Here is a 25,769-nt window from a genome sequence, read left to right on the forward strand (position 1 = left end):
GGAGAGTATATAATTGAGTAATGTTTGATAATAAAGAATGAATATGTCAGCACATGAATTGGGTCAGATGACCAGTGGCGCTATATTGGTATTGTTTCCTTTATTTATTATTGTTAAGTTAAATGGCGCACTTAAGAAAAGTGAGACTTTGATATTTTTGTTTGTTATAGGTTGGATTTTATATGTTGTTCCAATGGAATTAAGGGGGCATTATAAAAACAATGATATGGTATTGTTTTGGTTGGGAATCATTCCAAATTTTGGATGTGCTTTTGCATTACCGGTCGTAGGTTTTATAAAAAAAGGAATTACAAGTAATAAATCGAAAAAGAGGTTGTTTATTTCGAGTTTTGTAACTTTTATATTGCTTATGATTTATGAGTTAATGGCATTAAATAATAATTTAGAAACATTCGATTGGCTTGATATATTGATGTCAATTCTAGGTTTAATATCGATAAATTTTGTTTTTAATTTATTGAAATTAGAGTGGTTATTTCCTGCTAACGCAAGCGTCTCACTTGTGCCCGTAAAGAGAGTAAAAAGTTCTTTAAAAAAATAAAATGAGTTGATTTTGTCATTTCGACGAAGGAGAAATCACATCAAGTGATTCAGATAATGAGATTCCTCCTTCGTCGGAAAGACAAAAATGAGAAAAAGAGTATTGTTATTAGAACAAAATTGCGTGAGGGATAGCAGCGGAAAGCCCACAGCCTGACGAAGGAAGAGCGAGGACTTATAGCATATAGCCCGACCCGTAGTTTTTACGGAGGGGCACGCCCAAATAAAGAAGAGTTAGAAAGTTACACCTACATGATTTTTAAGATCGTGGAGGATAAATAAAAAATAAAAATGGCAGTAGTAGAAACTAGAAGAAACTTGGTATTAGCGGGATTAGAGCCTTTAATAATTACGCCAGATAGCGTATTTGTGAATATTGGGGAACGTACCAATGTTACGGGTTCTAGAAAATTCTTGAGATTAATCAAGGAAGAAAAATACGAAGAGGCACTAAGTATTGCTAAGGAGCAAGTGGAAGGTGGCGCACAAATCATCGATATTAATATGGATGAAGGAATGCTGGATGGTGAATATGCCATGACAAAATTCCTAAATTTAATTGCTGCCGAACCAGATATTTCGCGTGTACCTATCATGATTGACAGTTCGAAATGGGATATTATAGAGGCGGGACTTAAGGTTGTGCAAGGAAAAAGTGTCGTAAACTCAATTTCGTTAAAAGAAGGGGAAGAACAATTTATCCACCATGCTAAATTGATTAAGCGCTACGGTGCCGCTGCCATTATCATGGCTTTTGATGAGGTTGGACAAGCAGATAATTACGAGCGAAGAGTGGAAATTTGCCAACGCTCGTATGATATATTAGTAAACAAAGTGGATTTTCCTCCACAGGATATCATTTTTGATTTGAATATATTTCCAGTTGCAACTGGAATGGAAGAACATCGATTGAACGCTTTGGATTTCTTTAGAGGGACTAAGTGGGTTCGTGAAAATTTACCACATGCGCATATTAGTGGTGGGGTGAGTAATGTGTCCTTTTCGTTTAGAGGAAATGATACGGTAAGGGAAGCGATGCATTCTGTTTTCTTGTATCATGCCATTCAAAACGGAATGACGATGGGGATTGTAAACCCAGAGATGTTGACCATTTATGATGACATCCCGAAGGATTTATTAGAGCATGTTGAAGATGTAATTTTAAACAGACGCGATGATGCTACAGAACGCTTACTAGACTTTGCCGAAAATGTAAAAGGAGATGTAAAGAGCAATGAAAAAGCGGTTCAAGAATGGCGATCTGGTACCGTTCAAGAAAGAATCACGCACTCGCTTGTAAAAGGAATAGATGCTTTTATAGAACTAGATGTTGAAGAAGCAAGGCAAGCCGCAACCAAACCAATAGAAGTAATCGAAATCAATTTGATGACGGGAATGAATGTGGTGGGTGATTTGTTTGGTTCAGGGAAAATGTTTTTGCCGCAAGTGGTAAAATCAGCACGTGTTATGAAAAAAGCGGTGGCGTATTTATTACCTTATATTGAAGCAAGTAAACAAGCGGGTGATAAGCAAGGGAATGGTAAAATACTTATGGCAACCGTAAAAGGAGATGTCCATGATATTGGTAAAAATATTGTTTCGGTGGTGTTAGCCTGTAATAATTATGAGATTGTAGATCTTGGCGTTATGGTGCCTCCAGAGAAAATTATTGCTGCAGCGATTGAGCATGAGGTTGATATTATAGGGTTGAGTGGTTTGATAACACCTTCGCTGGACGAAATGGTGTATCTCGCCAAAGAACTAGACAAACGCGGAATGAAAATTCCGGTGATGATAGGTGGAGCAACGACTTCGCGTGCGCATACTGCTGTGAAAATTGCACCTCAATATAGAGAAACTGTGATTCATGTTAATGATGCTTCGAGAGCGGTAACCGTAGCTGGAAGTTTGTTGAACAAGGATAGAAAAATTTATGCAAGTGATATTAGAGCAGAATATGACGCATTTAGAGAAACGTTTTTAAACCGCTCTCGAGATAAAAATTTCTTAACTATTGAGCAAGCTCGTAAAAATAAATTGCAGCTAGATTGGGAGAGTTTTACTCCTGTGAAACCAAATGTGATTGGGGAGCAAGTTGTTGAAGTAGAGTTGGATGTTTTGGTTCCTTACATAGACTGGACACCTTTTTTTCGAACATGGGAGTTGTTCGGGAAATATCCAGCAATTTTAACGGATGAAGTAGTTGGGGAGCAAGCGACTTCGGTTTTTGCGGATGCACAAGAAATGTTAGCCGTAATTTTGAAAGAAAAGAAATTGACTGCCAAAGGAATCTACGGAATTTTCCCTGCGAATCAAATCAACGATGATGATATTGAATTAATCCCCCCAGCCCCCGAAGGGGGAGCTGCTACTAAACAGGTGTTTTTGACGCTGCGTCAACAATCCCAAAAAACAAAAGGAGCACCAAATATTGCTTTAGCTGATTTTATTGCTCCAAAAGACAATGGAATTACAGATTATATGGGTGCTTTTTGTGTGACTACTGGTTTTGGTGTTGATGAATGGGCGGCTGAATTCGAAAAAGATTTAGACGATTATAATTCGATTATGGTAAAAGCATTAGCCGACCGTTTTGCAGAAGCTTTTGCTGAATATTTACATGAGAAAGTTCGTAAAGAAATTTGGGGATATGCTTCAGATGAGAACATGAGTACCGAGGCTATGATTGCAGAGGAGTATAAAGGAATTCGTCCTGCGCCAGGATATCCTGCTTGTCCAGACCATTTAGAAAAACCAACAATTTGGAAATTACTAAATGTCGAAAAAGAAATAGGAGTCACCTTGACAGAGAGCATGGCGATGTGGCCAGCATCATCAGTTTCGGGATATTATTTTGGGAATCCGCAAAGTAAATATTTTGGACTTGGAAAAATAAAAGAAGACCAAGTAATAGATTATGCTAAGCGTAGAAGTATTTCGACCGATATGGCAATGAAATGGCTGAACCCGAATATAGCAGATTAATCCCCACCCAGCCTCCCCGAAGGGGAGGAGCCGATGTGGAAAAATAAAAATGTCTAATTAAAAAACACCCAGTCTCCCCTCCTTCGGAGGGGTTGGGGGAGGAAAAATGAAAGTAACACAACATATAGAAGAATCAAATGGGAAAACATTATTCTCATTTGAAATTATACCGCCTCAAAAAGGAAAAGGAATTCAGGAATTGTATGATAATATTGATCCGTTAATGGAATTCAAACCGCCTTTTATTGATGTGACTACTTCGCGCGAGGAGTTTATTTATGTGGACAAAGGAAATGGATTATTAGATAAAAAACTAACAAGAATGCGTCCTGGAACATTGGGGATCTGTGCTTCGATTAAACATAAATACAATGTAGATACCGTTCCGCATGTATTGTGTGGTGGTTTTACAAAGGAGGAAACAGAGTATTTATTAGTAGATTGTCATTATTTAGGAATTAATAATGTGATGGCTTTGCGTGGTGATGCTATGAAAGACGAACAATCATTTGTCCCAAAACCTGGTGGAAATAATTATGCAGTGGATTTAGTGCAACAAATAAAGCTACTTAATGAAGGGAAGTACTTGCATGATGTAATGCATGTAGATAACAAAGCTGATTTTTGTGTAGGTGTAGCAGGTTATCCTGAAAAGCATTTAGAGTCCCCTTCTTTGATTTCAGATTTGAAAAGATTGAAAGAAAAAGTAGATGGTGGAGCAGATTATGTCGTTACTCAAATGTTTTTTGACAATGCTAAGTATTTCGAATTTGTAACCAAAGCGAGAGAAATGGGAATTATGGTGCCTATTATTCCAGGAATCAAACCACTAGCAGTGCAAAGACATTTACATGTTTTGCCACAAATTTTTAGGATTGATTTACCAGAAGATTTAATTGATGCTGTAGATAAATGTAAGACTAACGCCGATGTGAAACAAGTAGGGATAGAATGGGCAATTCAGCAATCTCAAGAATTAAAAGCGGCTGGTGTTCCTGTGTTGCATTATTATTCTATGGGAAAATCAGAGAATATCAGACAAATTGCAAGTGCGCTATTCTAGAACCCTATGTTAGATGGTAGAAGTAGTGGATTTGGCTTAGTGTTGTAATAAAGTCTTATATTGCAAATTATTTACAAATCAATTTGAATATGAAATATTTTTATGGTGCTTTTTTACTAATTGCTTTTACTGCAACTTCTTGTAAAAATGACGAAATTGCAAAAAATCAAGCTGACCCAAGACTATTGGTTCCTTTTACACAGCAAACGGCAGTACAAAATAATAATGGAGCAGTTCCTAGTTCAGTGGCTGGGAATCATAATTTATTTCATGATAGCAATTCGGCTACGACGGCCACTGTTTTAGCGGGAGTGAACCCTGCGCATGGGCAACCCAATCACCGTTGTGATATTGCTGTTGGTGCGCCTTTGAACGCAACGACCACTGCAGCTGCTACAAATAATGTAAGCGTGCAAACTCCCCCGGTAGTTAGCACTACAGCAAGTAATAATGCAACTGCAAAAGGGATCAATCCACCACATGGAGAAAAAAATCACCGCTGCGATATAGCAGTTGGAGCACCATTAAACGCAACTCCTAGTACAACAACGAGTGTTTCTGTGCCACAAGAAAGCACACCGCCAAGTACGCCAATTGTAAAATCAAATGTGATTGCAGGTATTAATCCTGCGCACGGTCTTGAAGGACACCGCTGTGATATTGCGGTGGGTGCGGCGCTTCCTCAGAGTTAGAAAATAGAATTTATAAAAAAAGGCTCTTACAATTTTGTAAGAGCCTTTTTGCTACTGTATGCCTAGGAGTTAACTACAAACTTATTTAGTGATCTCTCTAAATATCGCTTCTAAGTTTTTATTTTTTTGGTTGAGTTGCAATGTTTTCAAACCATTTGCAGTGGCAAAATCAAAAACAACTGAACGCATGTCTTTTTCCGTTTTGAAAGTCAGTTCCCAAATCATGTCGTGGGTGTTTTTAAAACTAACAAGATTTTCCATTTTTGCTATCGCTTGCTCTTCGATTTGATAATCAAATTCTACTTCGATTACTTGTTGTGCTTCTTCAGAAATCAGATTGTCTAACTTTTTGTCAGCGACAATTTTGCCTTTATTGATGATAATCACACGATCACATATTGCCTCTACCTCCTGCATAATGTGGGTTGAGAGGAAAACAGTTTTATCTTTTCCAACATTCTTTATCACACTACGAATTTCATTCAATTGGTTAGGATCTAATCCTGTAGTGGGTTCATCTAAAATTAATACATCAGGATTATGCAGCAGCGCATTTGCCAAGCCTACTCGTTGACGGTATCCTTTTGATAATTGACCAATTTTTTTATGGCTTTCCGTACTTAATCCAGTTAAATTAATAACCTCATCAACTCTGTTTTTCGACACTTTATAAACTTCAGCATTGAAAGACAAATATTCTCTAACGTATAAGTCTAAGTACAAAGGATTGTGCTCTGGTAAATAACCTATAGATTTTTGCACCGCTTTTTGTTGTGTACTAATATCATGGTTATTTACTGATGCCACTCCAGCATCTGCGCTCAAATAGGTAGTTAATATTTTCATTAACGTGGATTTTCCAGCGCCATTTGGACCTAGAAAACCAACAATTTCACCTTTAGCAATAGAGAATGAGACATTGTCTAACGCTTTTTGGCTACCGTAACTTTTAGAAATGTTAGTAACAATTATTGACATGATAAATTATTTGAAACAAAAGTATGAAGAAAATGATTGAGTTGGTATTTTGATTAAGTATTATGTAAAACTCTTTTGTGAGTTCTGTTATTGTAAGTATAAAAGCATTTTTATAAAATTAGATTTTTATATTTATAAAAAATAGAAAGTATGTCAGAGGAAATTTCAAAATCGAAGAGTTTATTTAAAACTTACAGTAGCATCATCTGGTTATTATGCGGAATTATTGCAGGAAGTATTTTAGGTCTTGTCTTTGGTGAAGGTGTATCGGTCATTAAACCGCTAGGCGATATTTTCTTGAATTTACTGTTCACCGCTATTATACCTCTCATCTTTTTTACTATTGCTTCTTCGATAGGAAGCTTAGAAAAATCTGAAAAATTAGGAAGACTGTTTTTTATAATCGTAACAGTATTTCTTGGAACTGTTTTAGTCTCGGCGATCGTGATGATTGCAGGAGTCTTTCTTTTTCCTATTCACCAAGATATTATTGTTTCTAAAATTCCTTTGGAAGAAATGCAAACCATGAGTGGTGGTTCACAAATCACACAGTTGTTAACCGCTAGTGATTTTTATGAATTGTTGTCTCGTAAAAGCATGTTAGCTTTAATCATATTCTCATTCATGATTGGGTTTGCAAGTCTGCGTTCTGGAGAAAAAGGAGAAAGCTTTAGAAGTTTTTTAAATTCAGGTAACGAGGTTATGAAGGAGTTGCTTAATATTATAATGAAAACTGCTCCAGTAGGGTTGGGAGCATATTTTGCCTATCAAGTAGGAATCTTTGGTCCACAATTATTTGGTGCTTATGCAAAACCATTAGGATTGTATTATGCTTTTTGCACTTTTTATTTTATTGTGTTTTTTAGTTTGTATGCATTCATGGCGGGAGGAAGATTGGGATTTACAACTTTCTGGAAAAATAATATTACACCAGCTTTGACAGCATTAGGAACGTGCAGTAGTATTGCCACGATTCCGGCAAATCTTGCAGCTAGTGAAAAAATGGGTGTTCCTAAATATGTTAGAAATGTTGCAATTCCTCTAGGAGCGCCATTGCATAAAGATGGTTCAAGCATGTCGTCAATTATTAAGATTGCCGTGATATTTGCGATGTTTGGTAAAGATTTTACAGATCCCATGACGCTAGTAACTGCATTAGGAATTACTGTAATTGTTTCTGTAGTTGAAGGAGGAATTCCAAATGGAGGTTATATAGGCGAAATTCTAGCAATTACAATTTATGGTTTTCCTATGGAACAGGCGTTACCAGCTGCAATGATCATAGGGACTTTAGTAGATCCTATTGCTACCTTGCTAAATGCTAACGGTGATGTTATATCTTCGATGCTAATTGCAAGAATTTCAGAGGGTAAAAATTGGCTGTCCAACACTGTAAGCACTTAATTTACTTACGTCAGGGCTATTTGTTGTTTTCGATAGTATGGAATTAGGCTATTTTTTTAATTTAAATGTAATTTAAGACTCGTTTTTCCGAGAATTCTTTTTTAGTTTGCCAAAAAGCATATTTTTTTTTGGTGCAGTTAAAATAATGTATACATTCGCAATGTAATCAATACACAAAAAACAAAAATCATGTTGACTAACCGATTTTATTTTAGCAATACTTATTATTTCTTCTGGAAAGAGGATAGGGATTGTCGTATGGTTATTTAATTAGAAAATTAAATTATAATTATAAATATACAATCCCGATGAAAATCGGGATTTTTTTTTGGAAAAAATGGAGATAAAAGTCGCAATACAAGGAATAAAAGGTTCGTTTCATCATCAAGTTGCTCAAGAATATTTTGGGGAGGGCGTAGAAATTGATCCTTGTTTGTCCTTTGAAGAATTGGTAGACAGTCTTTTATCAGGTAAGACAGAACAGGCTGTGATGGCTATAGAAAATTCAATTGCGGGTCCTATTATTCCCAATTATGCTTTAATTGATAAAAATAATTTACATATTATAGGAGAGCATTACCTTCGAATTCATCAAAATTTAATGGTGCTTCCGGGGCAAAAAATAGAAGATATTAGTGAGGTTCATTCACATCCAATGGCGCTTTTACAATGTATGGATTTTTTAAAAAAGCATCCAAATATAAAGTTGGTAGAAGATAAGGATACTGCAGAGACTGCCAGTCGAATTAAGGAGAATTCGATAAAAGGAATCGCGGCAATTGCAAGTAAAACGGCAGCTAAAATGTATGAATTAGATATCATCGCGCCAGAAATTCAAACGATAAATGATAACATGACTCGTTTTGTTATTTTGAAAAAAGAAAATTCATTTGTGCCGCAACATGATATAAACCGTGCTTCAATGAAGTTTGAATTAGATCATAAAAGAGGAAGTCTTGCGGCTGTTTTAAATGTAATGAGCGATTGCAAAATGAATTTAACAAAAATACAGTCATTGCCAAAAATTGAAACGCCATGGAAATACTCCTTTTTTGTTGACGTGACATTCGATAATTATAGCGATTATGCCAAAACAAAATCACTGTTAGAAATCATGGCAGAATATTTTAAAGTTCTGGGAGAATATAAAAATACCAAACCACTAGCAGAGTAAAATAAGAACTAGAAGTAAAGTAATATAGAGATCATGATTAAATTAGCAAAGCGTTTAGATGTTGTAGAAGAGTATTATTTCTCTAGTAAATTGAGAGAAGTAAGACAGCTTGCCGCTGAGGGTAAATCGATTATTAATATGGGGATAGGTAGCCCTGATATGAATCCATCAAAAGCTGTTATTGAAGCAATTCAAACTGCAGTTACAGATGAAAATGCACATCAATATCAAAGTTATCAAGGTTTACCAGAGTTACGCCAGGCAATGTCAGATTTTTATAAAAGTAATTACGATACCGCTATAAATCCGATTAACGAAATTTTACCTTTGATGGGTTCGAAGGAAGGAATTATGCATATTTCATTAGCTTTTTTAAATGAAGGCGATCACGTATTAATTCCTAATCCTGGATATCCTACCTATACATCAGTGACTAACTTGGTGGGAGCAGTGCCAGTTTATTATGATTTAAAACAGAGTAGTAATTGGGAGCCAGACTTCGAAGCATTAGAAAAATTAGATTTAACTAAAGTAAAAATAATGTGGATTGGGTATCCGCACATGCCAACGGGAGCTAGAGGAAGTCTTGCTTTATTTGAGAGGTTAGTGGCTTTTGCTAGAAAGCATGAAATCTTATTAATCAATGACAATCCGTATAGTTTTGTTTTAAATGATAAACCAATGAGTTTGTTGCAAGTTGAAGGAGCAAAAGAGGTAGCATTGGAGCTTAATTCATTAAGTAAAACCTTTAACATGGCAGGTTGGAGAGTTGGAATGGTTTTAGGAAATGCAACAGCTATAGACGCAGTTTTAAAAGTAAAAAGCAACATGGATAGCGGCATGTTTTATGGTGTTCAAAAAGGAGCAATAGCAGCTTTGAATTGCGGGAAGTCATGGTTTGAAGAACAAAATGCTGTATATAAAAAACGAAGAGTACTTACAGAAAAGTTAGCAGAAAAATTAAACTGCGAAGTATATAAAGAAGGTGTTGGTCTATTTGTTTGGGCAAAGTTGCCTGCTGGAGTAGCATCTGCAGAAGCGTTTATAGATGCTATTTTATATGACAAGCATATTTTTATCACACCAGGAACAATTTTTGGAAGTAATGGAGAAGGATATATTCGGTTTTCACTATGTGTAACTGAGGAAAAAGTACAAGAAGCAATAGATAGATTTAATTAGATGAAAATTTACATCATAGGAATAGGTTTAATAGGTGGTTCAATGGGTTTAGATATTAAAGCCTTATACCCAGAGGCGACAATCTACGGAATCGATACTAATAAAAAACATGTTGAAGAAGCAATTGCTTTAAACGTGATAAATTTTGAAGGTGCTATTACAGATTTGGCGAATGCTGATTTTGTCATTGTTTCTGTACCGGTAGATACAGCGTTAAGAGTGTTGCCTGAAGTATTGGATAATATAGGAGAACATACCATTGTTTTTGAAGTAGGTTCTACTAAGAATCCTATTTGCGAGGCGGTTGCGAATCATTCGAAAAGAAGAAATTTTATTGCAACGCATCCTATTGCAGGAACAGAGTTTTCGGGACCTTCAGCAGCGATTACTAATTTGTTTGAAGGCAAAACGAATATCATTTGTGAGGTGGAGCGTACTGCTTTTAAATTGCAGGAGAAAGCTTTGGACTTATTTAAAAGTATGGGAATGCGTATTAGATATATGGATCCAAAATCTCACGATAAACACATTGCTTATGTATCGCACTTATCGCACATAAGTTCGTTTATGTTAGGAAAAACAGTAATCAACAAGGAGAAAGACGAACAAGATATCTTTGATATGGCAGGTTCAGGTTTTGAAAGTACCGTTCGTTTAGCAAAAAGTTCACCAGCCATGTGGACACCTATTTTTAAACAAAATAAGTTGGAAGTAGTGGAAGCATTAGAAGGGTACATAGCCAACTTAACGCAATTTAAGGAATTGCTAATACAAGATGAATACACGGCGATTTTTGACGAAATGCAAAGTGTCAATAAAATAAAAGAAATACTCAACGGAATGCACGTAAAAAAATAGCAGCTGTAGATAAGCTGCTTGTGATTAAAATAGAAACAACTCAAAAAAAAATAAAAAATTAGAAAGATGGAAAACAAGAAAGAAATGAGAAATTGGTTGAATGAATTTAATTTAAATCATCCATTTGTGATAGCAGGACCTTGTAGTGCTGAAACAGAAGATCAAGTATTAAAAATTGCTCATGAATTGAAAGATTCAGATGTAAGTGTTTTTAGAGCGGGTATCTGGAAACCAAGAACACGTCCAGGAGGATTTGAGGGAGTTGGAGAAATAGGATTGAAATGGTTACAAAAAGCTAAAGCAGAAACAGGTTTATTAATGGGGACAGAAGTTGCGACTGCTGCACATTGTAAACTAGCTTTAGAGCATGATATCGATGTTTTATGGGTAGGTGCTCGTACAACAGCAAATCCATTTGCAGTGCAAGAAATTGCAGATAGCTTGAAAGGAACAGACAAAATTGTATTAATAAAGAATCCAGTAAATCCAGATATGGCTTTATGGTTAGGTGGTGTAGAGCGTTTGTATGCTGCTGGAATCAAAAATCTAGGAGTAATTCATAGAGGTTTTTCTACTTACGAAAAAACAAAATACAGAAACATTCCTGAATGGCAGATTGCTATTGAGTTACAAAACAAATTTCCTGATTTACCTTTAATTATTGATCCATCTCATATTACAGGAAACCGTGAAATGATTCTTGAAGTAACTCAAGAAGCTTTAGATTTAAACTACGACGGTATGATCATTGAGACGCATACTGATCCAGACAATGCGTGGAGTGATGCTGCACAACAAGTAACTCCTGATACTTTAAAACAAATTTTCAAAGATTTAAGAGTTAGAAAAGTAAACGATGCTTCGGATGAATTCACTAACAAAATGACAAAATTAAGAGCTAACATTGATGTGCTTGACGCTAACTTATTAGAATTGTTAGGCAAAAGAATGAAAGTAGCTGACGAAATTGGTCAAGTGAAAAAAGACGCTAATGTAGCTGTTTTACAAAATCAACGTTGGAATGAAATACTAGGTAAAATGATCCTTGAAGGTGAGAAAAAAGGACTTTCTGAGGAGTTTGTACTTAGAATGTTCAAGGCAATACATCAAGAAAGTATTGGTCACCAAGATAAAGTGCTTAATGCGTAATTGAAATTGGGTTTTATCATAGTAACCTCCACAGCTTTATAATTAAAGTTGTGGAGGTTATTTATTTAGATATAATAATAAAAACTTCAAATTTTCAAGTTTTAACTTGAAACAAAATTTTACCTTTGTAGCATGACAGGACTCGTTTATAAATCTACAGGAAGTTGGTACACTGTAAAATCAGAACAAGGTGATTTTATAGAATGCCGTATTAAAGGAAAATTCCGTATTAAGGGAATTAAAAGTACTAATCCAATAGCGGTAGGTGATGTGGTAGATTATGAAATAGACGAGACATCTGACGCTATTACAGGAACAATTCACAATATTCATGAGCGAAAAAATTATATCGTACGTAAGTCGGTTAATTTGTCGCATCAAATGCATATTATCGCTTCTAATATTGATCGCGTGTTTTTACTAATTACGGTAAATAACCCTCCAACAACTTTTAATTTTATTGATCGATTTCTAATCACCGCTGAGGCATACGGAATCGAAACTGTTTTAGTGTTTAATAAAATAGATACTCTAGACGAACCTACTCTTGATGAACAATTGTATATGCAATATGTTTATGAACAAATTGGATATAAATGCTTGCGTGTTTCTTCGACAGAGATGAAAGGTATCGAAGCCTTAAAGGAACTAATGTTAGGCAAAGTGAGTATGTTTTCAGGACATTCAGGTGTTGGGAAATCTACTTTGGTAAATGCCATGGAACCTTCTTTACATTTGAAAACCAAGACAATTTCTGATGCTAGTAAGCAAGGTCAGCATACGACAACATTTGCTGAAATGTATGATTTGTCTTTTGGAGCGAGTATTATCGATACTCCCGGAATAAAAGGTTTTGGAATGGTCGATATGGAGCCTTATGAAATTAGCGGTTATTTTCCTGAGTTCTTTAAATTGAAAGATCAATGCAAATTCAATAACTGTTTGCATAAAGAAGAACCTAAATGTGCGGTGAAAGAGGCTTTGGAAAAAGACGAAATCGCTTGGTCACGATACAATAGTTATTTGAAAATTTTAGAAGGCGACGAAGAGCATTATCGTACTGATATTTATAATGAAGATAGGGCAGAAAGTGACAAGACGAGAGGCTTATGAGAGTAGTGATTCAAAGAGTTACATCTGCATCTGTAGTTGTTGATAACAACAGCGTGGCAAATATTGGCATTGGTTTATTGATCTTGGTAGGAATAGAAGCTGCAGATAACCAAGAAGATATTGATTGGTTAGTATCAAAAATTATCAAGATTCGCATTTTCGAAGATGAGAATCAGGTGATGAACAATTCAATCCAAGATATTAACGGTGATATCATTGTAGTAAGTCAGTTTACTTTGCACGCAGCTACTAAAAAAGGCAATCGTCCCTCCTATATAAAAGCAGCAAGACCAGAAATTGCTGTACCTCTTTATGAAAATTTTAATCGAAAATTAGAACTGGAGTTAGGAAAGAAAATCCAAACCGGAATATTTGGTGCTGATATGAAAGTTAGCTTGTTAAATGATGGTCCGGTTACCATTTTAATTGACAGTAAAGATAGAGAGTAATAGTAAAATATTTCAAGACTTTATTGTTTTACAAACCACCTATAACTATAATCTATAAACCACATCGGCAATTTTTTTAACGACATAGCATATTTTGAGGTATTTATAGTACGAAATGTGTAATGTTTAAATAAAGATGTAACAGGTTTTATGTATTAGCATCTTATTATTTATAGAATTTTCTTTCCCAAGATAAACTCAAGTTATAGCACTAAAGATTTATCCTTCTTTTGAAACTTTATTGAAAAATAATTCTATTGTTCTTTATTTAAGTAGCCAATCATGATGTAATTAAGCTATGAGATACAGCAATAAAAAAATAGTAATTAAGTAGTACTTCACCGAGGTTCATAAACTCATTTATACCTTTAAAAAAACATATTAGTATGGAATTAAAAAATGCGCAATTAGACGTAGACAATTGGATCAAAGAACACGGTGTTCGTTATTTTAACGAACTTACAAATATGGCACAGCTTACCGAAGAGGTAGGTGAGGTAGCTCGTATTATTGCTCGTAGATATGGCGAACAGTCAGAAAAAGAAAGCGACAAAAACAAAGATTTAGGAGAGGAATTGGCCGATGTTGTCTTTGTAGTAATGTGTTTAGCTAATCAAACAGGTATTGACTTACAAGCAGCCTTTGATAAAAAGATGGATTTTAAGTCGGTTCGTGACAAAGACCGCCATAAAAACAACGATAAACTAAAATAATGTTATAAGTGCTTACAAAGCTTTGGCAACAATTTTATTTGAAATAAATTTGTAACAATAGATCAATCAATATTTTTAAAATGAATTTACTACTAGAAACAGATCATTCCAATTTAAATGCCATTATAGCTGTAACTGGATCAAAAAGCGAAACGAATAGATTGTTACTGCTACAAGCCTTGTTTCCATCAATTACTTTAGAGAATACTTCAAACTCTGATGACAGTGAAGTGATGCAAAAAGCTTTAAATGGAAACGAACCAATAGTAGATATTCATCATGCGGGTACTGCGATGCGATTTTTAATCGCTTACTTTTCAGTACAAGAAGGTCGCGAAGTTATTTTAACGGGATCTTCAAGAATGCAAGAACGTCCAGTTTTAGTTTTAGTAGATGCTTTGCAACAATTAGGTGCAGAAATCACTTATGAAAACGAAATGGGATATCCGCCAATTAAAATTATTGGTAAAAAAATTACGACTTCAAAGGTGAAAATGAATGCAAATGTTAGCAGTCAATATATTTCGGCTTTATTGCTAATTGCACCGACATTAGATAATGGATTAGAGCTTACCTTAGAAGGGGAAATAACATCTGTGCCATATATCAAAATGACTTTAGGATTGCTGATGGATTTAGGAATCGAAACTAAATTTGAAGGAAATGTCATTACCGTTTTTCCTAAGAAAGATTTAGCTCCTAAAGTGATGACTGTTGAGTCTGACTGGAGTTCGGCTTCTTATTTTTATAGTTTGGTTGCTCTAGCAGATACGGCTTCGATTAGTTTAACCAGTTATAAAGAGAATAGCTTACAAGGAGATTCTGCCTTGGTAAATTTGTATAAAAAATTGGGAGTACATTCTACATTCGAAAACAACAAACTTACGCTGACAAAAATCGCTGGTTTTGAACCTGATTTTGTTGATTTCGAACTTAATAATACACCAGATATTGCACAGACAATTGTGGTCACTTGCTTAGGTTTAGGGATAGGGTGTCACTTAACAGGTTTGCATACTTTAAAAATAAAAGAGACAGATCGATTAGAAGCGTTACGTATCGAATTGACAAAGTTAGGAGCAACAATTATCGTTACTAATGATAGTTTAACATTAGATCCTGCGCGCGTTATTAATCATAATGTAAAAATAACAACATATAACGATCATAGAATGGCAATGGCATTTGCGCCACTAGCATTAAAAGTACCGTTGATTGTCGAAAATGCCGAAGTTGTATCAAAATCATATCCTGATTTTTGGGATGATATGAAGAAATTAAATTTTAAAGTGTCAGAACTTTAATTGAAAACACTAATGTTTCTAGTAAATTGTTCGAGTATATAGTGATTTTTAAATAATAAAACTAAATTAAACACTAAAAAACTTGACAACGCCTGTTTCACAGTCGTATATTTGCATTTGCTTAGTTATTTGGTTTTCAATTAACTTTTTGCCACCCTGCGCATCGTCAAAGGGTTAACTTTAATAAAATAAATAAATGAAATTATCACATTTTCAATTTGATTTACCCAAAGAACTTTTAGCTGAATTTCCTTCTGAAAACAGAGACGAAGCTCGTCTTATGGTTATTGATCGTAAAGCACAAACTATCGAGCATAAAATGTTCAAAGATGTTATTGATTATTTTGATGATGGGGATGTTTTAATCTTAAATAACACTAAAGTTTTTCCAGCTCGTTTGTATGGAAATAAAGAAAAAACTGGTGCTAGAATTGAAGTTTTCTTATTAAGAGAACTTAATGCAGAACAACGCCTGTGGGATGTTTTAGTAGATCCAGCTCGTAAAATCAGAATTGGAAACAAACTATATTTTGGAGATGATGATTCATTAGTTGCTGAGGTAATCGATAACACAACTTCTCGTGGTAGAACATTGCGTTTTCTTTATGACGGTTCTTACGAAGAATTTAGAAAGAAATTAACGGAACTAGGAGAAACTCCAATACCTAAATACATTTCTAGAGATGTTACTCCTGAAGATGCAGAGCGTTATCAAACGATTTATGCAAAAGAAGAAGGTGCTGTAGCAGCGCCAACTGCAGGTTTGCACTTTTCAAGACACTTGCTTAAGAAGTTAGAAATTAAAGGAATTAAATTTGCTGAGGTTACTCTTCACGTAGGTTTAGGGACATTTAACCCAGTTGAAGTAGAAGATTTATCTAAACATAAAATGGACTCTGAGGAATTAAAAATTACTCAAGAAGCTTGTGATATTGTAAATACAGCAAAAGCGCAAAAAAGACGTATTTGCACTGTAGGAACAACATCAATGCGTGCGGTTGAGAGTTCAGTTTCTTCACAAAACACATTGAATCCATTTGACGGTTGGACAAATAAATTTGTTTTCCCTCCTCATGAGTTTACGATTCCTACATGTATGATTACAAACTTTCACACACCTAAGTCTACTTTATTAATGATGGTTTCTGCTTTCTGTGGTCACGATTTAATGAAAAGAGCATATGAGGAAGCAATCAAAGAAGAATACAAATTTTATTCTTACGGTGATGCAATGCTTATCATCTAATACTCCTTAAAAGGTTAATTCAATAAGAAATCTCGCTAGCAATTAGCGGGATTTTTTTTTGGCATATTCTGAAAAAGAACCGGGCTATGCGCTGCAATCTTTTCAAATTTCCGCTATAGCTACAATTAAAAAAGGATTTCCACTACTATCCCTTATGCAGTCTGTTGTTCAAATTTACGATTGTAGTAATTAGGAACGATATTCAGCTAGTGCTAAAGTTGCATATTCGAAAAAATAATTCAGTACAAGTTGTTAAAGCTAAATCAGAGTAGGTATTGCCCATTTATAATTGTTATTTTTACGGGACAAATACAAAATCATGACTTTCGAAAATACACAAGCATTTGCTAAAGAACTAGATTCTCAAGACAAGTTACACAAATATAGGTCTCAATTTATTTTTCCAAAAGTAGATGGAAAGCAGGTAATATACTTTACTGGGAACTCATTAGGTTTGCAACCTACCCGCACAAAATCATACGTGGATGAAGTAATGGATGATTGGGCTAATCTTGCTGTGGAAGGTCATTTTCATTCAGAGAAACCATGGTGGGACTATCATGAACGTTTTGCCAATCCTTTAAGTAAAATTGTTGGTTGTTTGCCATCCGAAGTTTCTGTGATGAATACCTTGACGGTAAATTTACACTTGCTTATGGTTTCTTTCTATAGACCTACTGCTACGAGATATAAAATTATATGTGAGGAAAAAGCATTTCCATCAGATCAATATATGTTTCAAAGTCAAGTTGATTTTCATGGCTATGCGGCAGAAGATGCTATTGTTGAAATAAAACGTCGTGATGGCGAACACAATATTAGATTAGAAGATGTACTTTCAAAAATTGAAGAAGTGGGTGATGAACTGGCCTTGGTTTTAATAGGTGGGGTGAACTACTATACTGGACAAGTGTTTGATATTAAGACAATCACGGCTGCAGGTCATAAAGTTGGTGCTAATGTTGGTTGGGATCTAGCGCACGCAGCTGGAAACATCAAGTTAGAGTTACACGACTGGGATGTTGATTTTGCTGCTTGGTGTAGTTATAAATATATGAATTCAGGACCTGGAAATGCCTCGGGAATATTTGTTCATGAGAAACATCACAATGCTGATTTACCAAGATTTGCAGGATGGTGGGGACATAATAAAGAATGCCGCTTTAAAATGGAACCTAAATTTGACGCTGTAGAAGGAGCAGATGGATGGCAAATTAGCAATCTTCCAGTACTTTCATTGGCACCATATTTAGCATCAGTTGATATGATTGACGAAATAGGAATGGATGCAATTGTAGAGAAAAGAGATAAAATTACAGCGTACTTAGAATTTATATTAGAGGAAATAAGTAGAGAAGTAGGAAGCACATTTGAAATAATAACACCTAAAAATCCAGAAGAAAGGGCAAGTCAATTATCAGTGTTTTTACATGGTGAAGGACGAAGTTTGTTTGACTACCTAATGAAGAATGGGGTAATTACAGATTGGCGCGAGCCTAACGTGATTCGATTAGCTCCTGTTCCTTTATATTGTTCGTTTGAAGATATGTATCATTTTGGTCAAATCTTAAAAAGCGGAATATTAGCATAAAAAAAAGCCTCATTCTACATAGAATGAGGCTTTTTTTAAATTACAATTTGTTTTAAAATTCCAGCTACGTTAAGCCAGAGAAAGTTGAAAAATGATTTTTCAGGAACTCGTTCTGTTTTTACGGTCGTATTTTTAATCTCGCCATCGGTGTCATTTTTTACCACTAAGTTGGCGATGACACTTTTAATTTTACTCTCTTTTGCACGGTCATTTTTTCTAAATAATTTCACTTTCAAATTATGATATTTTAGCGCAGCATTTTCTTCAGAGTTATAGTCATTACCGTTGATTGTAAAATCTAAATAGTCAAAAGTTCCAGTAGTGGTAGCATTGATATAAGGTTTAGTGAACCTTGACAGATCAGCTGTGTTAAGATTTGTGATTTTACCATGAAATTTAAATCCGTCTGTTTTATCCATTATATTAAATGTCCAATTAACTTTAAAAGGTGAGTTGTTCATGAAATTGCAATTAATGTCAATAATCACATCATCTAATTTAGTTTGTTTGTAGCCACTTTGTAGGTGTGTTGCTGTCAAATTAAATTTATCAAATGTGAGCATTCCTGGACCTTTGGCAAAATTTATTTCTTCCTCATATACCAGTTGCGAATTTGTAATAGCAAGTGTATCTACTTTTAAAGGAAACTTCAAATCCCTTAATAATTTATTGTATAAAGGTTTTTTACTCAGGTCATCTGTAGGTAGCTTGTTTCTATAAATATTGGCTGCTAATTTATTAAGAGCGATTTTATTAGCTTCAAAGTAAGGTATACTATCTTTAAAACCCCAGTTTAGATTTGTGATAGAAATAGCATCTGCTTGCAAGGTGAATAAGTCTTTTTCTTTTTCTAGTTTCGATATAAATTCGTGGCGAGTGTATTCAGGAATTAATTTAAACTTACTAATTTTTAAATCTTTTTCGGTTGTCTTAATATTTGCTAGTGAGATGTGGTAAAAGTCATTAGCTCTGTAGTAAACACTATCACCACTAAAACTGTAGGTTTCAAATTGAAAGGGAATTGTTTGGTTTAAGGTTTCCTCATCAATTACGATTCCGTTTACCTCTAAGTGCATATTACTCACATTTAGAATTGGTTTTTTTGTCTTTGTATGTATGATTTTAACGGTTCCTTTATTCATTGTTATTTTTGAAACGGCAATAATCTGTTGGAATGGTGCGACCACCTCTGAACTTATGTTTTTTGAGTCATTAACTGCTGTTTTGTCTTCCTTGTATAATATCACTTCTGGACTGTTGATTGTAATACTGTTGGCTTTAATTTTATCATTGAATAAAATGTCCCATATTTTGAAATCACGTATCTCTACAGAATTAATTTTCGAATAAATCCCTAATTTGTCTACACCCACCTTTGCTTTACTTTTTGGTGTAATAGCAATTCCTTGCGCTGATATATTTTTGTCAATCATATCAATCGTCAAAGTTTGATACGTAATTGAGTAATTTGTTTTATTCTTATCAGCGATAATTAGAGGAAGTTGTTTGTTTACAAAATAATTTGCTGCTACGTTAATCAATACAACTATTGATAATACAACGGCGATTGCGATTATGATTTTTTTGGTCTTAGTCATTATAATTGTGTTTGGAGTGTAAAAGTATTGATTATCAACTTTATTTTACTCATCCTATTTTGTATAACTCTTGTAACATTATGATGTAAATAAAATAGTAGGCTATAATCATATAATATTTTGAGGTAATTTCATAACAATGAGTCCGTAGACTAACCTTTACTTTGTATCCAAATAAATTTAAATTTGATATTATGAAAGCATTATATATTGTTCTAGTTGCCTTAACGGTAGCATCATGTAGAAATCAAGGTGCAGAAGCAACTGCAGATGATGCAAGACAAGTAAGTATTGATTCAATGAAAACGCAAATTGAAAAAGAGCGCATCATTGATTCAGTTGAAACTGCGCTGGCTAAACAAGAAGCTGCAAAAGAAGTGCAAAGAGAAGTTGTTGTTGTAAATCAACCTGCAGCTACTACAACTGCGGCATCAACCACAACTACAACAACCACTGAGAAAAAGGGATGGAGTAGTACAGCTAAAGGCGCGGTAATTGGAGCTGGAGTAGGTGCTGCAACCGGAGCTATTATTAGCAAGAAAAAAGGGACTGGAGCAATAATTGGAGGTTTAGCAGGAGCTGGTGTTGGTGCTGGTACTGGTGCAATTATTGACGGTAAGAAAAAATAATAAATTTACAAACGACATTACTATAATAAACGCTTAGGATTTGCTAGTTCTAAGCGTTTTTTTTTATTTTTTATTCTTTTTAAGCTAAATTATTGATTTTGTAGCTACATTTTTTCTAGCGTATTCATAGCGATTCACTAATTTGGGTAAACAATAACCATCTAAGCCATTCAAACTTATAACATCGGCTTTGTCTAATTGTAGCCAACCGTCTTGATGTTCTAGATTTTCGTTATAGAAAATTTTTTCGATGCTTGCTATAATATGTACCGTGCCATTTTCTTTGATGTGGTATTCGTTAATGTATTTGCAATATAATTGTACGGGGCAATCTTTTACAAATGGTGTGCTAATTGCATCTTTAAATTCAATATTAAGTTTGGTTTTATCAAACTCTGAATCTTCGGGATTATAGTTGGCAGAAGTCTGGTGCGCATCACTAATTATGTCAGCAGTCACGTGATTGACCGTAAAATATCCTGTCTCTTTTATATTTTTATAAGTATCACGCACTACGATTGTAGGGCGCATAATAAATCCTAACATTGCTGGATTACTTCCTAGATGAGTTACACTACTAAAAATAGCTACATTATTTATACCCTCTAGAGATTGCGTGGCGATAAGATTAGCTGACTTATATCCAGTACATGAATTAACCAAATTCAATCTCTTTACTTTTTCCATCTCAGATAAATCTGCAGTAGTGACTTCTTTCATAAATAATGTTTTAGACAAATATAGTTTTGTTTAATTAAAAAATCAAAAATTTAAACAAAATTAAGTTTTGAAAGTCAATTATTAATCACTTTCAGTCATGGTTAAAGTAAAGAAAATTATATTTGTGTGTTTTAAAGGTAATAAATATGAAAATAATTAAGAAGGTAATATTATCGTTAGTGGTTTTGTTCATAATAGTAGCAATTTTATTTACGTTATATGCTTATTATCAGAAGCCACAATACGAAGGCGAAGTCCAATTGAAAAATCTTAAAGGAGACACCACCGTTTATTTTGATGAATTTGGAGTTCCTCATATTTATGCTAATAATGCTAATGACGCCATGGTTGCTTTAGGATATGTACATGCACAAGATAGACTTTGGCAAATGGAGTTGATGCGTAGAATAGTCCCCGGAAGGTTATCAGAAATTTTTGGCGAAGTGGCATTAGAAAATGATCGTTTTTTTGCTGGACTTGGTATTGAAGAAGCTTCAAAAAAAGCCATTGAAGCCTTAGATAAAAATAGTCCAAGTTATAAAATGAGTATGGCTTATTTAGATGGAATCAATCAGTACATGAGCGAGGGAAAAACTCCTATTGAATTTACATTACTAGGTATCGAGAAACAAAATTTTACGCTAAAAGATATTTACAATGTATTTGGTTATATGTCATTTAGCTTTGCAATGGCACAAAAATCAGATCCATTAATGACTGATATTCGAAATAAATACGGAATCGAATATTTGAAGGATTTAGGTTTAGATGGATTGGAAAATACAGTACAAATACAAAATACCAACGAGTTTAAGGACAAGTATGCTTCGATTTCTAAATCTGTTGCGGGAATACTTGATAAATCTGCTGTGCCTCCTTTTATAGGTTCTAATAGTTGGGTTATTAGTGGAGAGAAAACTAAAAGTGGCAAAGTGCTGTTTGCTAATGATCCGCATATTGGGTTTTCGCAACCAGGAACTTGGTATGAAGCGCATATAAAAACACCAGAGTTTGAATTGTATGGCTGCTATCTTGCAGGAACACCTTTTCCGCTTTTGGCACATAATAGAGATTATGCGTATGGATTAACAATGTTTGAAAACGATGATATTGACTTGTACCAAGAAACAAATAATAAAGACAATGATGCGCAATATAAAACGGAAAACGGTTTTGCTAATTACGAAATAAGAGAAAAAAGAATCATAGTAAAAGATGGTGAAGATGTTCTCCTTAAAGTTAAAGTAAGTCGCCATGGTCCTATCATGAACGATATTTTACCAGGTTTAAAAATGAAGAATCCAGTTGCTATGTCATGGGTTTACACGCAGCAACCCATTCAAATCTTAGATGCTGTTTATACTTTGTCACATGCAAAAGATGTAAACGACTTTCAACGAGGTGTTTCACTAATTGCGGCTCCTGGACTTAATATTATGTATGGTGATGCAAAGGGGAATGTTGCTTGGTGGGCAACCGGAAAATTATACAAACATAATAAAGGAGTGAATACCAACTTTGTTCTAGATGGAAGTACTACAAATGATGATATTCAAGAATATCTAGATTTTTCTAAAAATCCAAAAGCAGTCAATCCAGATTGGAATTATGTTTATTCAGCTAACAATCAACCAGCAGCAGTAGATGGCTATTTGTACCCTGGGTATTACCTGCCCGAAGATCGAGCAAAAAGAATTACGACATTACTAGATGAAAATTCTAAATGGGATAAAGAGGCTGTTTCTAAAATGATTACAGATAATACCTCTGCGGTGAGTGTGCTTGTCGCTGCAAGCTTAATTCACAACTTGGAACTGACTAAGCTTAGCGAAAAAGAAGGAGACGCCTTAGAGTACTTAAAAACTTGGACAGGAAGCAACGAACTCGAAGATGTGGCGCCTACAATTTACAATAAATGGGTGTACTATTATTTAAAAAACACATTTGGAGATGAGCTAGGAGCGGAAGGATTTGAGCAATTTTTAAGTACGCATATCATGAAAAAAGTAATTGCGACTCAGATGGAAAATGAGAAATCACTATGGTGGGACAATGTGGATACTAAGGGTAAAAAAGAAACACGAGGTCAAATTGTTTCAAAATCTTTTAAGCAAGCGATCGCGACACTAGAGAATCAAATGGGAGGTACAGTTTCGTCTTGGACTTGGAATAAAGTACATCAAGTCACCTTTGAACATCCTCTAGGAAAAGTGAAATTACTTAGCAAACTTTTTAATGTAGGACCAATCGCTGTTGCGGGCTCAAACGAGGTTATCAATAACCAAATGTTTCATTACAGCGATAAGCAAATGTACAATGTTACCGCTGGTCCTTCTACAAGAAGGATTGTTGACTTTGCTGACATTGAAAATAGCTGGAGTATTTTACCTACAGGGCAGTCTGGAAATCCTTTTAGTAAACATTATGATGACCAAATGGAAATGTACAATAAAGGAGAATTTAGAAAGATGAAAATGAATAAAAAGGAAATCATCGCCTCTAGCTCTAAACTAATTTTCATGCCTAGATGATGATTTTAAAAGTTGGTTGTATAATGATACCATCTAATATAAGTGAACTGCGTGAGGGGTTGAAGTGAAAATCCTTTTTTGAGGAACGATAAAAAGATTGTAGCGGAAGACCCGACCGAAGCTTTTTACGCTGAGGGCACGCCCAAACTAGTATTTAAATGCTTTTAATTGAAAATATTCCTTGATTTATAACGAGTTCTTTGTATTATATACTTATTTTTACGGACTTATAATTAGATTTTTTTTTGATGCAAACTCCACTTAAAATTGCTGTTGTAGGTTCAGGATTAGTTGGCTCACTGCTGGCAATTTACCTTAGAAAAGCAGGTCATTCAGTTCATATTTATGATCGCAGTCCTGATATTCGTAAAATTGTGTTTTCTGGCCGCTCCATAAATCTGGCTATGTCTAATCGAGGCTGGAAGGCGCTTGATGGTGTAGGAGTGGGAGATGCTGTTAGGGAAATTGCAATTCCAATGGATAAACGCGCCATTCACTTAGTTGATAAGCTTAATTTTCAAACTTACGGGCAAGAGGGTGAAGCAATCTACTCTATTTCGAGAGGTATTTTAAATCGAAAGATGATTGATCTTGCTGAAGCTGCTGGAGCCGAATTCTTTTTTGATGAGAAGATCTGGGATGTGACTTTAAAAGATGCGACTTTGCACACTGGAGAAACCGAAAGAGGCGTTTGGGAAGAGAAAAAATACGATATGGTTTTTGGTGCAGATGGTGCTTTTTCTCGAATAAGACACCGCATGCAAAGACAAAGTATGTTTAATTATTCTCAAGAATTTTTAAATATAGGGTATAAAGAACTTAATATACCCGCAAACGCAGACGGAACTCATAAATTAGATAAAAATTCTTTCCATATTTGGCCGCGAGGGGAATACATGCTAATTGCATTGCCTAACCTTGATGGTAGTTTTACTTGCACATTGTTCATGCCTTTTGAAGGTGAAAATTCATTTGATTCTTTGCAAAATGTTAGCGATGTAGCTACTTTTTTTGAGAAGAATTTTCCAGATTCAATTGAGGTTATTCCAATGTTAACTGAAGATTTTTTCAAAAATCCTACAAGTACATTGGTTACTATGAAATGTTTTCCATGGACTTATGATAACAAAGTAGCGTTGATAGGTGACGCATGTCATGCAATAGTGCCGTTTTATGGTCAAGGGATGAATGCTGGTTTCGAAGATATATCTGTATTGTATGAGATGATCGAAAAATATGGTGATGATTGGCAAACGATTTTTTCAGAGTACCAAGATTCACGCAAACCAAATGCAGATGCTATAGCAGAGTTGTCTTACCGTAATTTTATGGAGATGAGCTCTAAAACAGCAGACGACAAATTTTTATTGCAAAAGAAAATTGAGAAATTATTCTCTGAGAGACATCCTGAAAAATGGATTCCGTTGTATAGTCGAGTAACTTTTAGTGATCGTCCCTATGCAGAAGCACTAGCAATAGGCGATTTACAAAATGAAATAATGCAGAAAGTTTTAAAAACTGAAAATATTGAGAATATTTGGGACAGTAAAGAAATTGAGGATAAAATCATCGAACTCTTAGGATAAATAAAGGCTTTAACAATAAATAGAAAAAACCAACATACTAGACTGCACCCAAAAGTTTAGACAAATTTATAATTAATTTTGATAATAGTGAGCTCGATATTGTATCGGGCTCATTTTGTTTAAATTTGATTTAATTCTGTCGTTATTATAATATAATATGTACTCTTTAATCTCTTTTTTTAATTGATTTATAGAGTTGTACTTTTTAAGATAAAACAACTCCGATTTTAGTATTCCAAAGAA

General features: G+C 34.6%; 22 protein-coding genes. 18 read left to right on the forward strand and 4 right to left on the reverse strand.

What is annotated here, in order from left to right; genetic code table 11:
- The first annotated feature begins 43 nt into the window (after nucleotides 1–43).
- The 4 genes from H603_RS16660 to H603_RS17115 all read left to right on the forward strand — a co-directional run bounded on the left by H603_RS16660 (nucleotide 44) and on the right by H603_RS17115 (nucleotide 5,301).
- On the forward strand, nucleotides 44–562 hold the full coding sequence (locus H603_RS16660) for a hypothetical protein (protein WP_035675788.1): 519 nt from the start codon (nucleotides 44–46) through the stop codon (nucleotides 560–562).
- A 290-nt stretch (nucleotides 563–852) separates the two neighbouring features.
- Nucleotides 853–3,546: a methionine synthase gene (gene metH, locus H603_RS16665; protein WP_084157735.1), complete on the forward strand. Its 2,694-nt coding sequence runs from the start codon at nucleotides 853–855 to the stop codon at nucleotides 3,544–3,546.
- Between the two features lie 106 nt (nucleotides 3,547–3,652).
- Nucleotides 3,653–4,609, forward strand: coding sequence for a methylenetetrahydrofolate reductase [NAD(P)H] (gene metF, locus H603_RS0109220; RefSeq protein WP_026708322.1), 957 nt, complete (start codon nucleotides 3,653–3,655; stop codon nucleotides 4,607–4,609).
- A gap of 89 nt (nucleotides 4,610–4,698) precedes the next feature.
- Nucleotides 4,699–5,301, forward strand: coding sequence for a hypothetical protein (locus H603_RS17115; RefSeq protein ID WP_051219256.1), 603 nt, complete (start codon nucleotides 4,699–4,701; stop codon nucleotides 5,299–5,301).
- A gap of 81 nt (nucleotides 5,302–5,382) precedes the next feature.
- Here the strand turns inward: H603_RS17115 and gldA are convergent, their stop codons facing one another.
- Nucleotides 5,383–6,279, reverse strand: a complete 897-nt coding sequence (gene gldA, locus H603_RS0109230) for a gliding motility-associated ABC transporter ATP-binding subunit GldA (RefSeq protein WP_026708323.1) — start codon at nucleotides 6,277–6,279, stop codon at nucleotides 5,383–5,385.
- Nucleotides 6,280–6,429: 150 nt separating this feature from the next.
- On the opposite strand from gldA, the gene H603_RS0109235 reads away from it, so the two are divergent.
- The 11 genes from H603_RS0109235 (at nucleotide 6,430) to kynU (ending at nucleotide 18,462) form a co-directional block, all read left to right on the forward strand.
- Nucleotides 6,430–7,683, forward strand: coding sequence for a dicarboxylate/amino acid:cation symporter (locus H603_RS0109235; protein ID WP_026708324.1), 1,254 nt, complete (start codon nucleotides 6,430–6,432; stop codon nucleotides 7,681–7,683).
- A 337-nt stretch (nucleotides 7,684–8,020) separates the two neighbouring features.
- A complete protein-coding gene (locus H603_RS0109240; protein WP_026708325.1) occupies nucleotides 8,021–8,857 on the forward strand; it encodes a prephenate dehydratase in 837 nt (278 codons plus the stop codon).
- A 33-nt stretch (nucleotides 8,858–8,890) separates the two neighbouring features.
- Nucleotides 8,891–10,039: a pyridoxal phosphate-dependent aminotransferase gene (locus tag H603_RS0109245; protein WP_026708326.1), complete on the forward strand. Its 1,149-nt coding sequence runs from the start codon at nucleotides 8,891–8,893 to the stop codon at nucleotides 10,037–10,039.
- Nucleotides 10,040–10,897 carry a prephenate dehydrogenase gene (locus H603_RS0109250; protein WP_026708327.1) on the forward strand — a complete coding sequence of 286 codons (858 nt, stop codon included), beginning with the start codon at nucleotides 10,040–10,042 and terminating at the stop codon, nucleotides 10,895–10,897.
- A gap of 66 nt (nucleotides 10,898–10,963) precedes the next feature.
- Complete coding sequence (locus H603_RS0109255; protein WP_026708328.1) at nucleotides 10,964–12,046, forward strand: bifunctional 3-deoxy-7-phosphoheptulonate synthase/chorismate mutase type II; 1,083 nt, start codon at nucleotides 10,964–10,966, stop codon at nucleotides 12,044–12,046.
- A 132-nt stretch (nucleotides 12,047–12,178) separates the two neighbouring features.
- Nucleotides 12,179–13,159: a ribosome small subunit-dependent GTPase A gene (gene rsgA / locus H603_RS0109260; RefSeq protein WP_026708329.1), complete on the forward strand. Its 981-nt coding sequence runs from the start codon at nucleotides 12,179–12,181 to the stop codon at nucleotides 13,157–13,159.
- Nucleotides 13,156–13,608, forward strand: coding sequence for a D-aminoacyl-tRNA deacylase (dtd, locus tag H603_RS0109265; RefSeq protein ID WP_026708330.1), 453 nt, complete (start codon nucleotides 13,156–13,158; stop codon nucleotides 13,606–13,608). Before rsgA ends, dtd begins: the two co-directional genes overlap by 4 nt.
- Nucleotides 13,609–13,994: 386 nt before the next feature.
- Nucleotides 13,995–14,321: a nucleotide pyrophosphohydrolase gene (locus H603_RS0109270; protein WP_026708331.1), complete on the forward strand. Its 327-nt coding sequence runs from the start codon at nucleotides 13,995–13,997 to the stop codon at nucleotides 14,319–14,321.
- Nucleotides 14,322–14,401: 80 nt separating this feature from the next.
- Complete coding sequence (locus H603_RS0109275; protein WP_026708332.1) at nucleotides 14,402–15,625, forward strand: 3-phosphoshikimate 1-carboxyvinyltransferase; 1,224 nt, start codon at nucleotides 14,402–14,404, stop codon at nucleotides 15,623–15,625.
- 196 nt (nucleotides 15,626–15,821) lie between these two features.
- The gene (queA, locus tag H603_RS0109280) at nucleotides 15,822–16,871 is read left to right on the forward strand and encodes a tRNA preQ1(34) S-adenosylmethionine ribosyltransferase-isomerase QueA (RefSeq protein ID WP_026708333.1); all 1,050 of its coding nucleotides are present in this window, start codon (nucleotides 15,822–15,824) and stop codon (nucleotides 16,869–16,871) included.
- 319 nt (nucleotides 16,872–17,190) lie between these two features.
- On the forward strand, nucleotides 17,191–18,462 hold the full coding sequence (gene kynU, locus H603_RS0109285; RefSeq protein ID WP_026708334.1) for a kynureninase: 1,272 nt from the start codon (nucleotides 17,191–17,193) through the stop codon (nucleotides 18,460–18,462).
- 35 nt (nucleotides 18,463–18,497) lie between these two features.
- On the opposite strand, the gene H603_RS0109290 is transcribed toward kynU, so the two are convergent.
- Nucleotides 18,498–20,060: a hypothetical protein gene (locus H603_RS0109290; RefSeq protein WP_026708335.1), complete on the reverse strand. Its 1,563-nt coding sequence runs from the start codon at nucleotides 20,058–20,060 to the stop codon at nucleotides 18,498–18,500.
- 194 nt (nucleotides 20,061–20,254) lie between these two features.
- On the opposite strand from H603_RS0109290, the gene H603_RS0109295 reads away from it, so the two are divergent.
- Nucleotides 20,255–20,689 carry a YMGG-like glycine zipper-containing protein gene (locus tag H603_RS0109295; RefSeq protein ID WP_026708336.1) on the forward strand — a complete coding sequence of 145 codons (435 nt, stop codon included), beginning with the start codon at nucleotides 20,255–20,257 and terminating at the stop codon, nucleotides 20,687–20,689.
- 84 nt (nucleotides 20,690–20,773) lie between these two features.
- On the opposite strand, the gene H603_RS0109300 is transcribed toward H603_RS0109295, so the two are convergent.
- Nucleotides 20,774–21,409, reverse strand: coding sequence for a flavin reductase family protein (locus tag H603_RS0109300; protein WP_026708337.1), 636 nt, complete (start codon nucleotides 21,407–21,409; stop codon nucleotides 20,774–20,776).
- 146 nt (nucleotides 21,410–21,555) lie between these two features.
- Here H603_RS0109300 and H603_RS0109305 point away from each other — a divergent pair, with 146 nt between their 5' ends.
- The gene (locus tag H603_RS0109305; RefSeq protein ID WP_026708338.1) at nucleotides 21,556–23,940 is read left to right on the forward strand and encodes a penicillin acylase family protein; all 2,385 of its coding nucleotides are present in this window, start codon (nucleotides 21,556–21,558) and stop codon (nucleotides 23,938–23,940) included.
- A gap of 248 nt (nucleotides 23,941–24,188) precedes the next feature.
- Nucleotides 24,189–25,526: an FAD-dependent oxidoreductase gene (locus H603_RS0109310; RefSeq protein WP_026708339.1), complete on the forward strand. Its 1,338-nt coding sequence runs from the start codon at nucleotides 24,189–24,191 to the stop codon at nucleotides 25,524–25,526.
- 72 nt (nucleotides 25,527–25,598) lie between these two features.
- Here H603_RS0109310 and H603_RS17310 read toward each other — a convergent pair whose 3' ends face one another.
- Nucleotides 25,599–25,760 carry an IS3 family transposase gene (locus tag H603_RS17310; protein WP_394359126.1) on the reverse strand — a complete coding sequence of 54 codons (162 nt, stop codon included), beginning with the start codon at nucleotides 25,758–25,760 and terminating at the stop codon, nucleotides 25,599–25,601.
- Nucleotides 25,761–25,769 lie beyond the last annotated feature (9 nt).

The organism is Flavobacterium frigidarium DSM 17623 (assembly GCF_000425505.1).
GTDB lineage: Bacteria > Bacteroidota > Bacteroidia > Flavobacteriales > Flavobacteriaceae > Flavobacterium > Flavobacterium frigidarium.

Coding starts and splice junctions, on each gene's coding strand:
- kynU (WP_026708334.1), top strand. CDS start 17,191: ATGACTTTCGAAAATACACAAGCATTTGCTAAAGAACTAGATTCTCAA.
- H603_RS0109245 (WP_026708326.1), top strand. CDS start 8,891: ATGATTAAATTAGCAAAGCGTTTAGATGTTGTAGAAGAGTATTATTTC.
- H603_RS0109295 (WP_026708336.1), top strand. CDS start 20,255: ATGAAAGCATTATATATTGTTCTAGTTGCCTTAACGGTAGCATCATGT.
- H603_RS0109290 (WP_026708335.1), bottom strand. CDS start 20,060: ATGACTAAGACCAAAAAAATCATAATCGCAATCGCCGTTGTATTATCA.
- gldA (WP_026708323.1), bottom strand. CDS start 6,279: ATGTCAATAATTGTTACTAACATTTCTAAAAGTTACGGTAGCCAAAAA.
- H603_RS0109270 (WP_026708331.1), top strand. CDS start 13,995: ATGGAATTAAAAAATGCGCAATTAGACGTAGACAATTGGATCAAAGAA.
- metF (WP_026708322.1), top strand. CDS start 3,653: ATGAAAGTAACACAACATATAGAAGAATCAAATGGGAAAACATTATTC.
- H603_RS17115 (WP_051219256.1), top strand. CDS start 4,699: ATGAAATATTTTTATGGTGCTTTTTTACTAATTGCTTTTACTGCAACT.
- H603_RS0109250 (WP_026708327.1), top strand. CDS start 10,040: ATGAAAATTTACATCATAGGAATAGGTTTAATAGGTGGTTCAATGGGT.
- dtd (WP_026708330.1), top strand. CDS start 13,156: ATGAGAGTAGTGATTCAAAGAGTTACATCTGCATCTGTAGTTGTTGAT.
- rsgA (WP_026708329.1), top strand. CDS start 12,179: ATGACAGGACTCGTTTATAAATCTACAGGAAGTTGGTACACTGTAAAA.
- H603_RS0109235 (WP_026708324.1), top strand. CDS start 6,430: ATGTCAGAGGAAATTTCAAAATCGAAGAGTTTATTTAAAACTTACAGT.
- H603_RS0109305 (WP_026708338.1), top strand. CDS start 21,556: ATGAAAATAATTAAGAAGGTAATATTATCGTTAGTGGTTTTGTTCATA.
- H603_RS0109240 (WP_026708325.1), top strand. CDS start 8,021: ATGGAGATAAAAGTCGCAATACAAGGAATAAAAGGTTCGTTTCATCAT.
- queA (WP_026708333.1), top strand. CDS start 15,822: ATGAAATTATCACATTTTCAATTTGATTTACCCAAAGAACTTTTAGCT.
- H603_RS0109255 (WP_026708328.1), top strand. CDS start 10,964: ATGGAAAACAAGAAAGAAATGAGAAATTGGTTGAATGAATTTAATTTA.
- H603_RS0109300 (WP_026708337.1), bottom strand. CDS start 21,409: ATGAAAGAAGTCACTACTGCAGATTTATCTGAGATGGAAAAAGTAAAG.
- metH (WP_084157735.1), top strand. CDS start 853: ATGGCAGTAGTAGAAACTAGAAGAAACTTGGTATTAGCGGGATTAGAG.
- H603_RS16660 (WP_035675788.1), top strand. CDS start 44: ATGTCAGCACATGAATTGGGTCAGATGACCAGTGGCGCTATATTGGTA.
- H603_RS0109310 (WP_026708339.1), top strand. CDS start 24,189: ATGCAAACTCCACTTAAAATTGCTGTTGTAGGTTCAGGATTAGTTGGC.
- H603_RS0109275 (WP_026708332.1), top strand. CDS start 14,402: ATGAATTTACTACTAGAAACAGATCATTCCAATTTAAATGCCATTATA.